Genomic DNA, 16,184 nt, shown 5'->3' with positions numbered 1-16,184 from the left:
ATGGTCAGCAACCCGGACCCGTAAGCCGGATTACATTGTTTTGGATGGTGTAGCTGGCGCCGATCGACTCACACAGCAGGTTGAGGATTACCGGCAGCCGGAGATTGGTAAAATCCGCACGCAGAAAGCAGTCTTTCATGCCCGGATTCTGAAATTCAAAATGTACCGCGAACATTTCTTCGAGCTTCGCAGTCACATCCTTCATCGAAGCCCAATCAAAGTTGATCGTGACCGGTTCCCAGAGCTGATAAGGCACAATGCTCGGTTTCGCAAAGTCGGCCAGCCTTCCTGATACAGGATCAAACCGCACCTGCTGCCGCGCTTTAATGATCCTTTTGTCCGTCGGCCCGCTTACTGCCACGGTGCCCGTCACCACCGAAACCTCAAAATGCCGGCTGGTGGTCCGGGCCTGCACATTAAAGCTGGTACCGAGCACTTCCGTGGTCATTTTGCCGGTGCGGATAATGAACGGTCGGGTTGTATCCCGTTTCACTTCAAAAAACGCCTCACCTTCCAGCTCGATCTGCCTTCTGGAGCGACCATAATCTTTCCCAAAGCTGATTCGGGATGCCGGATTAAGCCAGACCTTGCTGCCGTCGGGCAGGACTTTCAGTTCAATGCTGGCGGTGGGATTGGCAAGACTGGTGAGCGCGGCCAATATTACGGGGCGTTTTTGCGACGCTACAATGGCAGCAGGACGCTGCTGAAGCCACATGATGGTGGCAGCCACTGCTACCGAGGCAGCTGCATACCATATCCACGAGCGTAATCGGAATACGCTGCGGCTTGGCTGGCGGGATTCAGCCTCTGTGATTTTGCTGCTGATTTTCCTGAATACCGAATGCGCGTACTGCTCTTCACCGGCGGCAGGAAATACCTGGTCCACATCAGGATTGTTTTCCTGCGCATGGTACCATGCCTCTACCTGCAAGGCTTCGTCAGGGGTGCAGGTTCCACTGAGGTATTTATCCAAAAGTTCAGGCGAGATGTAGCGGTCTCCCATAGGCTTATTTATTTTGGATAATAATTAATTGGTTAAGTACAACTGGTGCCTTTTTCTACAAGGACGCAGCAGAGGGGGCAATACCTTAGTGGGTTTATAAAAAAAGTGAAAATGATTTAAGAAGAAGCAAGAAGCTTTGTCAAAGCACTGCCAGGAGTGTATAAAGAAGCGTCGAGAAAGACAGGCAATATTCCTGTAACTGCTGCCGGAGGGTAGTACGGGCTTTCAGCAGGTGGCTCTCAATAGTTTTGGGTGAGACGTGGGTTTTGTCGGCTATTTCCTGGATAGAAAAGCCGTTTTCAAATAAGGTATAAACATTCCGGCACTTTTCCGGAAGGCTCGACACACGCAGGTCGTAGGCTATTTTCAGTTCATTATAGGTTACTTCCTCGTCTGTGGCATGCACGTACAGCTGCTCACTCACATCTGCCGGGAGCTCGGCCAGCTTGTTGTTTTTACGGTAAAAAGAAATGACGGCATTTCGGAGTGAAGTATGCAGGTAGGCATCCACTTTTTTCTCAATATTCACCTGGGCGCGTTTCAGCCAAAGATTGACAAACAGCTCCTGGACAAGCTCTTCGGCCTGGGTGTGATCATGGATCCGTTTGTAAGCATCATTGAGGATACGGTAAAAGTACCGGTGGTACAAGCGTTCGAATGCCCCGGCATTATCCTGCTTTATCTCCGCAAACAGCTCTTCATCAGTAAAATTTTCAAACATGCTCCTCTGATTGTTCATACAGTTGAGTATCAAACTAAAGGATTTTTTATTGACAATTTTATGGATTCTATGACATATTCAGGAGGGTTGGCAATATTAGGACAATTAACTGGAATATTTTAATGGCTGCGGAATAAACAACCTTTTAAAGGCATTGCAAACGTTTGCAAAAATAAAAGCCCCGGAAACACCATCCGCATCTGCGCGGACCCTGTTTCCGGGACTTTAGAAGAAAATACGATCAGAAATCCGGCCTAAACCAGGATACCCTGTTCAAGGACTACAGTTTGTCCGGTACGCACCGACTCATCGCATGCAAATGCGATCTGAAGGCTGGTGACAGCATCCTGAAGGTGGTCCGTAAGGTCGAGGTCTTCGTGAATGGCTTTCAAAAAGTAACGCTGCTCACGGTTGCAAAGCTCCTGGTGATCGGGCTCGTCTTCCAGGTTAATCCAGGTATCTTCCTGTACAAACTCGTCCTGATCGTTCAGGGCAGCATGGTGTATGCGGATAGACTCCGTTTTGGTATGTGCTTCCACAGACGAGGATTTTCCAGCGCCGCCTGCATCTTTGGCTACAATGGACGCAGATCCTTTGGGTCCGATCACATCTTTTACAAAAAATGCCGTTTCACTGATCATTGGTCCCCAGCCGGCTTCGTACCAGCCTACCGAGCCATCTTCAAACCAGATCTGAAGCTGCCCGTAGTTATAATTTCCAGCCGGAATATCTTCGGTCAGCCGCGCACCGATCGCATTCACGCGCAGTGGCTTCGAACGCGTCATCTGGCACATCACGTCAATATAGTGCACGCCGCAATCCACAATCGGGCTGAGGCTTTTCATCAGGTTCCGGTGCACGCCCCACATATACCCGTGGCTTTGCTGGTTGAGGTTCATCCGCATGACCAGGGGTTTGCCTAGGTTTTGCGCCTCTGCCACAAAGCGCTCCCAGGAGGGATGCACGCGCAGGATATAGCCTACTACCACTTTCTTGTTGGCTGCCTTAGCTGCTTCCACTACCCGTTTGGCACCTTCAACCGAAGAAGCAAGCGGTTTTTCAATAAATACATGCGCGCCTGCTTCGAGCGCCATGATGGCAAAATCCTCGTGCGTGTCGGGGTAGGTAGAAATACAAACCGCATCGGGCTTGGTTTCGGTGAGCGCAGCTGCATAGTCGCTGTACAGGCTGTACCCGCCACCCAGCTTTTCATTCAGCACTTCCTTGCTTTTGCCGGTTGACACAATGCCGCAGATCTCGAAGCCGTCGAGCAGCTGGTATGCAAATGCATGGGATGCTCCCATGTTGCCACAACCTACGACAAGTACGCGGAGTGGGCTTTTGTTTTCAAATGATGACATAGTAACCGGGAATCTGATTGATATAGGTTGACAGGAATAGTAGGAACAACAAAGAATAGCTCCCTTTTGTGTCAAAAATAGGCATTTTTCTCCGTTTTGCCCATTTATGAAAGCTTGCCCGTAGCATCACCTTTACCGTTAAATAATATTTTTTCGGAAAATTAATTTTCATGCGCAATACTGCGGCTTAGTTACTACTCCTTCTATCAATTATTTCATGATTCAATGCTTCATTGGGCGCACACTGCCTTGTGTCCGGCGCTGGTATGCGCAAGTTTTCACCCTGCTGTTAATCAGCTCTCTCACCGCTTCCGCTCAGGAAGATTTCAAACCCAAGTTCGGCAACATCGACAAAGCCGCTCTGGAAATGACCGCCTACCCCGGCGATAGTACTGCCGAGGCCGTGTACCTGTACGATTTCGGGGAAGTGTATTTCAAATACGACACGTACCGGGGCTTTTCAATGGTTATGAAATGCTGGGCCCGCATTAAGATTCTCAAAGAGTCTGCGCTGGATCGTGCTTCTGTTTCCATTCCGTTTGTTGACGGCAGCAATGTGGAACGCAGGGAGACCATCGAGGAGATTCGCGGCAGTACCTACAATCTGGAATCCGGACAGGTCGTCGGTACCCCGCTGGACAGGAAATCGATTAAACGCGAGCGGCCTGCAGAGGGACGCGGAATGGTCAATTTCAATTTACCCAATGTAAAGAAGGGCTCGGTGATCGAGTACACTTACGAGCGCACAACTCCCATTAATGTCAGCGACCGGCCTGATCCCTGGTCTTTCCAGGGTAGTATTCCCATGAAATGGAGCGAATTCCGGATCACCATACCGGATTACCTCGTGTACAATACGCACATGAGCGGCTACATTCCGCTGGATATCAGCGAGCAGGAGCGCGTGCCGGTAAATGTAGGAGTCACCAAGCTCGACGGTCATGGCGTGGCCTACCGGTTTGCTGTAAAAGACTCGCCTGCATTCGTGAATGAACCTTACATTACGACACCCTCCGACTACATATCCAAAATTTCGTTCGAGCTCTCCACCATTGCAGTGCCGGGTGAAATGATCAAAAACTACTCACAGACGTGGGAAAATGTAGATAAATCGCTGAACGATATGTCGTGGTTTGGTGGGGAGCTGCGCAAGTCTTCCCACCTGAAACCCGCCAGACAGGAAATTGCCGCGGCCTCTGCCGATCCGCTTGAACGCATGAACCTGGCATACGCCTACATTCAGCAGCATATGAAGTGGAACGGCAACAATGGCCTGGCGTCGGCTGACGGTGTGAAAAAAGCATTTGACAACAAGCAGGGCAATGTGAGTGCAATTAACCTGTCGCTGATCTCACTGCTCCGCGAGCTGGATATCGAGTGTAACCCTGTGGTGCTGAGTACGCGTTCCCACGGCCGTGTGCGGGAACAAATTCCGTTAATGGAAATCTTCAACTATGTGATTGCATCAGTGGAAATAAACGGCAAAGAATACCTGCTCGATGCTACGCAGCGGTATGCCCGGCCCGGCATGCTGCCCGAACGTGCACTGAATGGATTGGGAAGGCTGCTGCCACGCAATGGCCGGGGCCGGTTTATTGAGGTAAAACCACAGGAATCAGACAGTAAACTGGAAATTGTGACCGCCTCGATTGATCCGGACAAGGGTATTCTCAAAGGCAGTTACAACATTTCGTACGGCGGCTATGAAGCATTGCGCTGGCGCGAAAAGTACTCTACCGAGCCGGATGACAAGTACCATGTTGACCTGAAAAGCGGGTTGCCGGAGTGGAAATTTGAAAATATCGTTGTCAAAAACAAGGTAGAAAGCCTTGCAGATGCGGTTGGTGTGAACTGTGATTTCGTTTTTGAAGATCAGAATGCTTCCGAAGATCTCTTCTATTTCAATCCTGTGATGACCGGAGGCTGGAAAGCCAACCCGCTCAAATCAAGCGACCGCATTTATCCGCTCGACCTGACTACGGGCATTTCCTCTTCGTACATCGGGAATTTCTCTCTTCCGGCGGGTTATGTGCTGGTAGACCCTCCCAAAGCAGAGGTGATCCTGCTCCCCGAAAAAGCCGGCAGGTTTTCGTACCAGGTCCGGCAGGTGGAAAACGTGATCCAGGTGCACTCGACCCTGCTGGTAAACAGGACCAACTTCTCTTCAGAGGAGTACCACGATGTAAAGGAATTTTTTGAGCGTGCAGTGAAAAAGCATAGCGAGCCGCTTGTCATCCGCAAAAGCACAGCCAGCAAATAATCATGAAGAATAGATTCAAAATACTGTTGAGCGTACTCTTTTGCAGTGTATGTATGTTTCCTGCATTCGCCCAGCAAGACTATAGTATCGCCAAAATAAACCCTGCGCTTCTCGAAGGTGCCGATGCGGTCATCCGCTTTTCAGAAACGCAGTGGGAGATTCTTTCCAAGGCCGAGGCGCGTTCAAAAGTTCGGATTGCCGTGACCATCCTGAACGAAAGAGGGGAGGAGAAGTACAACAGCTTTCAGGTAGGATACGACAAGTTTACCAAAATCACTGACATCAGCGGAAACCTGTATGACGCATCCGGCAAGTCTGTAAAAAAGCTTCGCGCGAATGAAATCGCTGATTTTGGACAAGGCGACGGGGCCGACGACATTACCGATTCCCGTATGAAGTCGGCGGACTTTGGGCGCAAAAGTTACCCGTACCCGTATACCGTGGAGTTTTCCTATGAGACCCGGGACAGGAATATGATGTTCTACCCCAGGTGGATGCCTGCCTCAAACCCCAAAGCTTCTGTCGAACTTTCGCGTTTTGTGATCAAAGCCCCGGCCGGTTTTGTGTTCCGGTACAAGGAATACAATGGTGCTCCCAAGGTGGTGATTACCAAAAATGTAGATAATGCGGATCTGTACGAGTGGCAAATGGCGCAGCAGCCTGTCGAGAAAAAGGATGATATGTATCCGCTGCCACTGACTGACCGTATTCCGATGGTCATCGCCGCGCCTGCCGAATTCGAAATCCAGGACTATAAGGGAAATTTCAACAGCTGGGAGGACCTGAGCCGGTTTTACTACACGCTCAATGCCGGCCGCGACAAGTTGCCGCCCGCAACGATTGCCGAGATCGACAAGCTGGTAAAGGATGCCAAAACAGACCATGAAAAAATCCGCCTGGTTTACAAATGGATGCAGGCGCGCTCCCGCTATGTGAGCATTCAGCTTGGTATCGGCGGCTGGCAGACGATAGATGCGCTTACAGTTGCCGGCAAAGGGTATGGCGATTGTAAAGCATTGACCAACTTCACCATCGCTGCATTGAAGCAAGCGGGTATTCCTGCCTATGCGGCATTGATCCGCTCAGGTCGGGAGGCCAGCATGATGGAAGATTTCCCAAGCAGCCAGTTCAACCACGTGATCGCCTGCGCGCTCGCCGGGAAGGATACCCTGTGGCTGGAATGTACCAGCCAGAAGGTGCAGCCCAATTTTATGGGAACATTTACCGGCGGAAGGTCTGCGCTGCTGGTAATGCCGCAAGGCGGCAGGCTCGTAAGAACGCCTGATTACAAAGCTGCACAGAATACCCGCACCAGCCGTGTCCGGGTGAATCTGGAACAGACAGGCACCGGGCAAATCGAAACACAGGTGCTTTATACGGGTTTGCAGCAGGAGCTGCGCTCGGCGGTGCTGCACGGCATCAACAAGGAGGAGCAGAAAAAATGGCTCATGCAGCAGATCAACCTGCCCAGCATGGACCTGCTGCGTTTTGAGCTGAGCGAAAGCATGGCCGGCGAGCCCGAAGTAACCGAGAAGCTCAGCATGAATGTGCGCAATTGTGCTACCAAAACGGGCACCCGCCTGTTTGTAAAACCGAGCCTTATGGCCCGCTCGTTTGAGCTGCCTGCGGATACAGACCGGGCGACAGATTTTTACCTGCCGCATTCTGCATACAACTTTACGGATGTGGATACCATTGCTTACACGATCCCGGCGGATTATGCATTGGAAACAAGTCTGCCTGCTTTCAAAATCGAGTCGACCTTCGGTTTGTACGAAATGAAAAGCAGCCTTTTAAACAACCAGCTCGTTTGCTGGCGGAAAGTTGTGATCAACGGCGGGCGCTATCCTTCGAAAGATTTTGCAGCCTGGGTTGATTTTCTCAAAAAGATCAGGAAAGCCGACCGTGCGCAGGTCGTGTTTGTAGAAAAAAAGACCTGATCCTTTCATTTACAAATGCTAAAATCCAGACAGATCTGGTCAATCCTCCGGGCAAATTAGAGTCCGGAGGCTGCTATCTTTGTTGAAAATTGTATATTTTAAATTTTTAAAATAAAAGCAATATGAACAAGGAAGCATGGCAAGGCATATTCCCGGCGCTGGTTACCCCCTTCAAGTCGGATGATACCATTGATTTTGAGATGTTTGGTAAAAACCTCGCCGCACAGGTAGAGGCCGGGATCGCAGGCGTTATCGTTTCGGGCTCGCTGGGAGAAGCCAGTACCCTCACGCGGTCCGAGAAAATGGAGCTCGTGAAATATGCCAAACAAGCACTTTCACCCTCAATTCCCGTGGTACTTTGCATCGCCGAGCAGTCCACTGCCGAGGCTGTCAGCATTGCCGGAGAAGCGGAAAGTATCGGTGCAAGCGGCCTGATGGTACTGCCTCCCATGCGCTACAAAGCCGATGACGTGGAAACGGTCACTTATTTCCGCACCATTGCGCAAAGTACCTCCCTTCCATTGATGATTTACAACAACCCGGTCGATTACAAGATCGAGGTAACGCTGGATATGTTTGAGGAGCTTGCCGCAGAGCCGAATATTCATGCTATCAAAGAATCTACCCGTGACGTGAGCAACGTGACGCGTTTGTTCAACCGCTTCGGCGACCGCTTCAAGGTTTTCTGTGGTGTGGACACGCTGATCATGGAAGAGCTGATGCTGGGCGCAGACGGCGTAGTAGGTGGATTGGTAGATGCTTTTCCGAAAGAAACCGTCGCAATATATAACCTGGTGAAAGCGGGCATGTACAAGGAAGCACTTGCTGTATACCGCTGGTACCTGCCTTTGCTGGAACTTGACATTCATCCCAAGCTGGTTCAGAACATCAAATTTGCTGCTGCCAAAGCAGGTATCGGTTCCGAGTATGTACGTGCGCCGCGCCTTGTTCTTCAGGGAGCTGAGCGCGAAAAGGTAGAAGCGATCATTGATAAAGCCATCGAAACCCAGCCGACCTTACCCGATTACCTGAATCTGACAGCCGACTCCTATCTGGCGTAAACCGGGTCTGCAAAAAATCCATCTGCTATTATGAGTATTTCCAAAACAGAGCTCGACAATTTGCTGCAGAAGACACAGGCGGCATTTGTTGAAATACAAAAATACCCGGTGGCGCGCCGCGTACATCTTATGCGCACCATCGCTGACGAAATCGAAGCACTTGGTCCTGAGCTGATAGCAACTGCCGCGCGCGAATCAAACCTGCCGGAAGGCAGGCTGACGGGCGAAAAAGGCCGGACGATCTTTCAATGGAGGAGCTATGCCGAGGCTGTTGAAAAGGGGTACTCCCTCGACGCGACCATTGATACCGCCAATGCCGCGCGGACTCCTCCCAAGCCTGACATCCGTAAAACGAATGTAGCCCTCGGGCCGGTGGCTGTATTTGGCGCCAGTAACTTTCCTTTTGCATTTTCAACAGCGGGCGGCGATACGGCCAGTGCCATTGCCGCCGGCTGTCCGGTTGTGGTAAAAGCACATCCCGGTCACCCCGACACATCCCGGCTTATGGCTGATGCAATTTCAAGAGGTGTTGCAAAGAGCGGTTATCCCGAAGGCACATTTTTACATATTGTGTGCGAAACCAATGAAGAAGCCCAGGCGCTGGTCAGTCACCCGGTCATCAAAGCCGTTGGCTTTACAGGGTCCAACCGGGGTGGTATGGCATTGGTTGAAATTGCCGCCAAACGCAAGGAGCCGATCCCGGTTTTTGCAGAAATGGGCAGCATTAATCCTGTTTTTCTTTTACCTGGAAAACTGGAAAACGAAGCTGACCAGCAAGCCAGGCAATATGCTGCCTCGCTGACCCTGGGCGTCGGGCAGTTTTGTACCAATCCCGGCCTGGTCATCGCTGAGGAAGGCGCCGGACTTTCACAGTTTATCCATGCACTGGAAGAAGAAATCGTCAAGGCATTGCCGGCCAGTATGCTGAATGCAGGCATTGCAAAAGCCTATGGGATCAGCCGTGAGAAAGTGCTCGGACTAGCGGGCGTGGAAGTGCTTGCAGAAGCGGGTACAAATGCAGAAGAAGGTCAGGGAAGTGCAACCGTAGCCACGGTTTCGGCCATTGATTTTCTGCTCAACGATGATCTTCAAAGTGAAGTGTTCGGTCCTTTTGCATTGATCATCCAATGCAAGACGCCCGAACAAATGGTAGAAGTTGCTTCCAGGATACACGGACAGCTGACCGCAACTTTACTGGCTACCAATGAAGACCTCGCAACTTATGCAGATCTGATAGCGGTAGTGCAGGATAAGTGCGGCAGGATCATTTTCAATAACTTTCCTACGGGCGTGGAAGTATGCAAAGCCATGCATCACGGTGGTCCGTTCCCGTCATCGAGTAACAGCCAATACACTTCGGTAGGTCCCGACGCGATCAGGCGCTTTACCCGTCCGCTCAGCTTCCAGAACTGGCCCGACCAGTTTCTTCCCGAAGCGCTGCAAAATGCAAATCCGCTGGGCATTTGGAGAACAGTAGATAATGAAGTGACGAAAGAGGGAGTGGGGAATTAGGAGTTGGCTGTCGGCAGTCGGCTATCGGCTTTCGGCTTTTCTTTCATGATTGGATCGAAAGCCGACAGCCGAAAGCCGACAGCCGAAGTATAAAACCAACAATCCAACTCCCGCAATAAAAAGCCGACGACTGGTGGCCGGAAGCCAAAGTACATAACCCATGCGCAAAACATTTTTCTGTATCGATGCCCATACCTGCGGGAATCCGGTACGTGTAGTAGCAGGCGGCGGTCCGTTGCTCGAGGGCAACAGCATGATGGAGCGCCGCCTTCATTTTTTAAGAGAGTTTGACTGGATCCGGAAAGGCCTCATGTTTGAGCCCCGTGGCCATGACATGATGAGCGGGAGCATCCTGTACCCGCCGGTTGACCCCGCCAATGACATTGGTGTCCTTTACATTGAAACGAGTGGCTGCCTGCCTATGTGCGGACACGGGACCATTGGTACGGTAACCATCGCCATCCAGGAAGGTCTGGTCATTCCGAAAGTACCCGGAAAGCTCCGGCTGGAAACACCGGCAGGTCTGGTTTTGGTGGAATACAGGCAGGAAGGTAAACGTGTTACTTCGGTGAAGCTGGTCAATATCAAGTCCTTTCTGGCCGCCGAAAACCTGGTGGTAGAATGTCCTGATCTGGGACAATTGTCGATGGATGTATCCTATGGAGGGAATTTCTACGGGATTATCGATCCGCAGGAAAATTTTAAGGGATTGGAGCACTACACCGCCGACCAGCTGATCAGCTGGAGTCGTGTGCTGCGCAGCCGCATGAACGAGCAGTACAAGTTTGTACATCCTGAAAATGAGCATATCAGCGGCCTGAGCCACATTCTCTGGGCCGGTGCCGTGCTGGACGAAACTTCCACAGCCAGAAATGCAGTGTTCTACGGTGATAAAGCCATTGACCGCTCTCCCTGTGGTACCGGTACCTCAGCCCGCATGGCACAGTGGCATGCGCGTGGCAAGCTCAAAAAAGGTGATCAGTTCATTCACGAAAGCATTATTGGTTCCAAGTTCATCGGTACCGTGGAGGATGAGGTTACCATCGGCAATAAACCCGCCATCATCCCCGGTATAGAAGGCTGGGCCGTTGTTACAGGTTACAACAACATTTTCATCGACGACGAGGAAGATCCGTATGCGTATGGATTTCAGGTAATTTAGGGGAAAAAGGAGTAAGGGAGTAGGGAGGAAAGGAGAAGGGAGTAAGGGAGAATGGAGGAAGGAAATTGCATTTACAAAATTATTCTTTTTCCATCCTCCTTTTCTCCTTTCCTCCATCCTCCTTCCCTCCATCCTCCTTTCCTCCCTACTTCCACCTTCCTTTCTCCCAAACTTTAAAGAAAATGACTAAAAAAGGAACTGTGCTGATAATAGGCTCCGGAATTATGGGGCTTTCTTCGGCTTATTATTTGCTTAAAAGTGGTTGGCAGGTGACCTTGATCGATAAAGGTGATTTGTCGGACAATTGTTCGCAGGGCAATGCGGGCATGATCGTGCCCAGTCACTTTATCCCGCTGGCAGCGCCCGGAATGATATCGAAAGGAATCAAATGGATGTTCAACAGCAGAAGTCCGTTTTACGTAAAACCCTCACTCGACCTGTCGCTGATTTCCTGGGGATTGAAGTTTATGAAAGCGGCTACCCCGCAAAATGTGGAGCGTGCCGCCCCGCATCTGCGCGACTACCACTTGCTGAGCAAGGCGCTGTATGAAGACCTGGTAAAAGATGAGGATTTTGATTTTGGCCTGGAAGAAAAAGGCATTCTCATGCTCTATAAAACGGCCAAGGCCGGAGAAGAGGAAATCCATGTGGGCAAGGATGCACAGAAACTGGGTCTGGATGTACAAATGCTTTCCAGGGAGCAGGTGCAGTCCATTGAGCCAAATGTGCAGCTGGATGTGGCAGGTGCAGTGCATTACCAGTGTGATGCGCATTTATATCCCACAGCCCTGTTTCAGCAGCTTTTAACAAACATCAAAGACAAAGGTGCCAAGGTGATCACGCATGCAGCCGTAACCGGCTACGATATGCAGGGCGGGCAGATCAAAGCCGTAGAAACCTCGCAGGGCAGGTTATCCGCCGACCTGGTTGTGATGACTGGCGGCTCGTGGCTGCCTGAGCTGGCCCGGAAGGCCGGACTCTCGATTCCCGTGATGCCGGGCAAGGGGTACTCCTTCATGCGTGAAAATACGGCGCATCCGATCCAGCATCCTGCATTGCTCATTGAAGCGCGCGTGGCAGTAACGCCTATGAACGGGCAGGTACGCTTCGGCGGTACCATGGAGCTGGCACCTCTGAATGACCGGATCAACATGAACCGGGTGGAGGGGATTGTCAATGCCATTCCGCAATACTATCCCGAGCTGATTGTGCCCGTACCTCCCAAAGAGAACATCTGGTACGGCTTCCGGCCTTGCTCTCCCGATGGCCTACCTTATCTGGGATACAGCAAAAAGGTCAGTAATCTAATCGTTGCGGGAGGTCATGGGATGATGGGTATCAGCCTGGGGCCTGCTACGGGTAAAATCGTCGCCGAGCTGGCCGGTAAAGCGCCTGTGTCGGTAGAAGTAGGACTTTACGATCCTGAAAGGTACAATTAGATTCGGGACAGGGCTGCCTGCCGCCTGGCTGATCGTATTTTTCCATATATTATGATTTCAAAACGAAACAGCCCTTTATGTCGCAGGAAAACACTTCCTTCAAACCCTCACTAGGATTAATAGATGCCACAATGCTCGTCGCCGGTAGTATGATCGGGTCGGGCATTTTTATTGTCAGTGCAGACATTACGCGCAATACCGGCAGCGCCGGCTGGCTCATTTTCGTGTGGCTGGTTACCGGGTTCATGACGCTCACTGCTGCATTGAGCTACGGCGAGCTGAGCGCCATGTTCCCAAAGGCCGGTGGCCAGTACGTGTACCTTAAGGAAGCTTATAATCCATTGATCAGCTTTCTCTATGGATGGAGTTTTTTCACAGTAATACAAACCGCCACAATCGCTGCCGTGGCCGTGGCTTTTGCCAAATTCACCGCCTACCTTCTTCCGCAGTTCAGTGAAGACCTGGTTGCACTCAATCTCGGCATCGTGCAGATTTCCCCCGCCCAGCTGCTGTCCATTGTCGTCATTGTGCTGCTTACATTTATTAATACGCGCGGGGTAAACAGCGGAAAAATAATCCAGACAACCTTTACGCTTACAAAGCTGCTGAGCCTGCTTGGTCTCATTGTATTTGGATTTGCTTTCCTGAAACCGGAAGTGTGGGCTCAAAACTGGGACAGCGCTGCCATGTGGGATCTGCACAAGCTCAATATCGACGGCTCGGTAGAAAGTTATACAACCATTGCAGCTTTCGGTGCCATCGCTGCGTCCATGGTCGGCTCGATTTTCAGCAGCGATTCGTGGAACAACGTGACCTTCATTGCGGGGGAGATCAAGAATCCGCAGCGCAACATCGGGCTGAGCCTGGCATTGGGCACGATCATCGTTACCGTCATTTATGTACTTACCAATATCATGTATACCGGCGTGCTTTCTTTGCAGGACATTGCGTCCTCGGACAAAGACCGCGTGGCTGTCACAGCATCCCACGAGATTTTTGGAAGTGCGGGTACCATTATCATCGCGGTCATGATCATGATTTCGACCTTCGGCTGCAATAATGGGCTCATCATGTCGGGTGCACGGGTGTATTACTCGATGGCCAAAGACGGCCTCTTTTTCCCGAAAGTAGGACAGCTTAACAAGAATGCCGTACCCGAATTTGGTCTCTGGATCCAATGCGTAATTGCATCCCTGTGGGCGCTGAGTGGCAAATACGGCAACCTGCTGGATATGATTTCCTTCGTGGTCGTGGTATTTTATATGCTCACCATTATTGGCATTTTTATCCTGCGCAAAAGCAGGCCTGATGCCGAGCGCCCGTATAAGGCATTCGGGTATCCTTTTCTGCCCGTTATTTACATTATCATGGGCATAGCATTCTGTGTGCTGCTTATTATTTACAAACCTGAGTATACGTGGCCCGGGCTCATCATTGTGCTGCTGGGCATCCCAGTCTATTATTTTATAGGTAAAAAACAGATAGTGCCCTAAGGCTTTACAGCATGCATTTTCCGCAGGTTAGGGGATGGTTTATGACAGCCCCTAACGCAATGCTTCTATTTCTGCGATGGTCTTGGGCAGGTGTTTTCCCAGGATCCGGTGGCCGGTTTCGGTGATCAGCAGGTTGTCCTCTATACGGATTCCTGTAAAATCACGCAGGCTTTCCAGCTTTTCATAATCAATGAAGTCCGCGTGTTTCTTCCCGGCCTTCCAGCGGTCGATGAGCGTTGGAATGAGGTACAAGCCAGGCTCGACGGTAAGTACAAATCCGGGTTCAAGCGCACGCCCAAGCCGCAGTGATTTCCATCCGAAAGCGGTGCCCTTTTTCAGCTCATCAGAGTAGCCTACATACTGCTCGCCCAGATTTTCCATATCGTGCACATCCAGGCCCATCATATGCCCGAGGCCGCACTGGAAAAAGAGCGTATGCACATCCTGGTCGACAGCTTCGGCAGGATCGCCTTTGACCACACCGAGCTGTTTGAGCCCTTCGAGCAGCTTTACGGATGCCAGCGCATGCACGTCCCGGAACAGTACCCCGGGTTTGCAGGCAGCAATAGCCGCTTCCTGCGCATCGAGTACGATCTGGTACATTTCCTTTTGCAGGGTTGTAAAATGCTTTCCCACGGGAATGGTGCGCGTGAGATCGCCGCAGTAATGCATGGCAGTTTCCGCACCGGCATCACACAGGCCCAGCTGCCCTTCCTGCATGGCGAGGTCACGCGTATGCGTGTGCAGGATCTCTCCATTTACTGTCAAAATGATCGGGTACGAAACATCGCCTCCGCGGCCGATGGCCATGCTCTGAAGACGGCCGGCGACTTCCCTTTCGGTCATGCCGGGACGCGTGCTGCGCATGAATTCCAGGTGCATGTCAACAGAGGTATTCACGGCTTTTTCAAGCTCTGCCACTTCCTCTTCCGACTTGTACGAACGCAGGGAAACAATGGCTTTGATGAAGGTTACCGATGCTCTGGCAGAAGCCTCGGCAGGTGCGATATGCAGCCACTCCTGCAATTGCAGGCTGTGTTCGGCACGGTAAGGTGGCAAAAAATGTACTTCCCGGCCTGAATTTACGGCATTGGCAAGGTATCCTTCAAGCGCATTCAGAGGCTTCACTTCCGTAATGCCAGCCTGTGCGGCCTTATCGGCAAGAGGTTCCTTGGGGCCGGTCCATACGATATCGTCCAGTGTAAGCTCATTTCCGAAAACCACTTCCCGATCGTTATCAATGTCGATGACGGCGTGAATACCTGGTACATCCAGACCAAAAAAGTACAGAAAGCTGCTGTCCTGCCTGAAAGGATACACATTGTCGCGGTAGTTCATCCCCGACTCTTCATTGCCAAGCAAAAGGATCAGTCCGTTGCCGACCTGGGTTTTTAGCTGTTGCCGGCGGATAGTGTAGGTTTTTTTAGAAAACATAAAGTTGCTTTTTCTTTTCAAATCCCGATCTGCAAACATAGTGGTTTGGCGGGGAATGCATGTGGGTTTCAGTCCAACAAAAAAGGACGCGGTATAGCCGAGTCCTTCATATGATTGTAAAATCTGATGATCTAGCGCTGTGGCAGCAGTTCTTTTGGGAATGGATGCTTTTCGAGGAATTCGTTGGCTCTTTTTAACTTTTCCGGGAACAGCAATTTGCCATCCACAGGTTTTAAGTTCTCCAATGAAAATTCAGGATTAGAAGTAGTGCTTGATGTTTGGGCATTTTTCATGTGAAATAGTGGTTAGTTGTCCTGATAATCGAAAAGCCATTGTATTCTTTTTGTTCCTGAAATCTTTCCCAGTCTCCGGATGCAATGTGTCCAAATATAGCAAAATCCGCACTGAACGTTGCATTGTAGTTCGCGAAAATCATACGATAGAGCCGGTTCCTGGACATGGTACTACCTGTGATAAATATCTCGGCATAAGGATGTTTGTCGGTAAATGCATAAACAATAGCTGCGACTGTGGAAAAAACTTTCCCTATATCGCGATTATCACTCACAATGCTGTCATTTAACCCATTCAGTGATGGGTCGTAATCGCCCAAAGCCATTGTAAAAACAGTAGGGTTGTTCGTATGAGAAAATTCTACAATCTTTTTGATGACGCCCCTTGGCCCTACACTCTCAAATGTGAAAATCAGCTTTTGCTCGTCTGAGCAATAATTATATTGGGGATATTTCATGCATCAGGTCTGACGAAGAATAGCATCTCCGTTTAGACGTGACTTTT

Annotated in this window: 13 protein-coding genes; 7 read left to right on the top strand and 6 right to left on the bottom strand. The window is 50.7% G+C overall.

Annotation, left to right across the window (positions count from 1 at the left end):
- Positions 1 to 4 precede the first annotated feature (4 nt).
- The 3 genes from HWI92_RS16365 to HWI92_RS16355 form a co-directional block, all read right to left on the bottom strand.
- Positions 5 to 1,003, bottom strand: a complete 999-nt coding sequence (locus HWI92_RS16365) for a FecR family protein (RefSeq protein WP_204657257.1) — start codon at positions 1,001 to 1,003, stop codon at positions 5 to 7.
- Positions 1,004 to 1,142: 139 nt separating this feature from the next.
- The gene (locus tag HWI92_RS16360; RefSeq protein WP_204657255.1) at positions 1,143 to 1,724 is read right to left on the bottom strand and encodes an RNA polymerase sigma factor; all 582 of its coding nucleotides are present in this window, start codon (positions 1,722 to 1,724) and stop codon (positions 1,143 to 1,145) included.
- Positions 1,725 to 1,978: 254 nt separating this feature from the next.
- On the bottom strand, positions 1,979 to 3,085 hold the full coding sequence (locus HWI92_RS16355) for a Gfo/Idh/MocA family protein (protein ID WP_204657253.1): 1,107 nt from the start codon (positions 3,083 to 3,085) through the stop codon (positions 1,979 to 1,981).
- A gap of 217 nt (positions 3,086 to 3,302) precedes the next feature.
- Between HWI92_RS16355 and HWI92_RS16350 the strand changes: the two genes are divergently transcribed.
- From HWI92_RS16350 to HWI92_RS16320, 7 genes are all read left to right on the top strand, one after another.
- On the top strand, positions 3,303 to 5,345 hold the full coding sequence (locus HWI92_RS16350) for a DUF3858 domain-containing protein (protein ID WP_204657251.1): 2,043 nt from the start codon (positions 3,303 to 3,305) through the stop codon (positions 5,343 to 5,345).
- A 53-nt stretch (positions 5,346 to 5,398) separates the two neighbouring features.
- Entirely contained in the window at positions 5,399 to 7,285 is a 1,887-nt protein-coding gene (locus tag HWI92_RS16345) for a DUF3857 domain-containing transglutaminase family protein (protein WP_204657249.1), read from the top strand.
- A gap of 122 nt (positions 7,286 to 7,407) precedes the next feature.
- On the top strand, positions 7,408 to 8,346 hold the full coding sequence (locus HWI92_RS16340; protein WP_204657247.1) for a dihydrodipicolinate synthase family protein: 939 nt from the start codon (positions 7,408 to 7,410) through the stop codon (positions 8,344 to 8,346).
- A gap of 30 nt (positions 8,347 to 8,376) precedes the next feature.
- Positions 8,377 to 9,858, top strand: a complete 1,482-nt coding sequence (locus HWI92_RS16335; RefSeq protein ID WP_229248124.1) for an aldehyde dehydrogenase (NADP(+)) — start codon at positions 8,377 to 8,379, stop codon at positions 9,856 to 9,858.
- Between the two features lie 160 nt (positions 9,859 to 10,018).
- Complete coding sequence (locus tag HWI92_RS16330) at positions 10,019 to 11,020, top strand: 4-hydroxyproline epimerase (protein WP_204657245.1); 1,002 nt, start codon at positions 10,019 to 10,021, stop codon at positions 11,018 to 11,020.
- 182 nt (positions 11,021 to 11,202) lie between these two features.
- Positions 11,203 to 12,459 carry an NAD(P)/FAD-dependent oxidoreductase gene (locus tag HWI92_RS16325; protein ID WP_204657243.1) on the top strand — a complete coding sequence of 419 codons (1,257 nt, stop codon included), beginning with the start codon at positions 11,203 to 11,205 and terminating at the stop codon, positions 12,457 to 12,459.
- A gap of 77 nt (positions 12,460 to 12,536) precedes the next feature.
- Positions 12,537 to 13,952 carry an APC family permease gene (locus HWI92_RS16320; RefSeq protein ID WP_204657241.1) on the top strand — a complete coding sequence of 472 codons (1,416 nt, stop codon included), beginning with the start codon at positions 12,537 to 12,539 and terminating at the stop codon, positions 13,950 to 13,952.
- Between the two features lie 51 nt (positions 13,953 to 14,003).
- On the opposite strand, the gene HWI92_RS16315 is transcribed toward HWI92_RS16320, so the two are convergent.
- The 3 genes from HWI92_RS16315 to HWI92_RS16305 all read right to left on the bottom strand — a co-directional run bounded on the left by HWI92_RS16315 (position 14,004) and on the right by HWI92_RS16305 (position 16,137).
- Complete coding sequence (locus HWI92_RS16315; RefSeq protein ID WP_204657239.1) at positions 14,004 to 15,386, bottom strand: aminopeptidase P family protein; 1,383 nt, start codon at positions 15,384 to 15,386, stop codon at positions 14,004 to 14,006.
- 131 nt (positions 15,387 to 15,517) lie between these two features.
- Positions 15,518 to 15,679 (bottom strand): hypothetical protein, encoded by a 162-nt coding sequence (locus HWI92_RS16310; protein WP_204657237.1) that lies wholly within the window; start codon positions 15,677 to 15,679, stop codon positions 15,518 to 15,520.
- Positions 15,676 to 16,137 carry a DUF6934 family protein gene (locus HWI92_RS16305; RefSeq protein ID WP_204657235.1) on the bottom strand — a complete coding sequence of 154 codons (462 nt, stop codon included), beginning with the start codon at positions 16,135 to 16,137 and terminating at the stop codon, positions 15,676 to 15,678. Before HWI92_RS16305 ends, HWI92_RS16310 begins: the two co-directional genes overlap by 4 nt.
- Positions 16,138 to 16,184: the final 47 nt, after the last annotated feature.

It is taken from the genome of Dyadobacter sandarakinus (assembly GCF_016894445.1).
GTDB classification, from domain to species: domain Bacteria; phylum Bacteroidota; class Bacteroidia; order Cytophagales; family Spirosomataceae; genus Dyadobacter; species Dyadobacter sandarakinus.
Note: the sequence above shows the minus strand (reverse complement) of the source record. Positions and strands in the feature narration are given on the sequence as shown.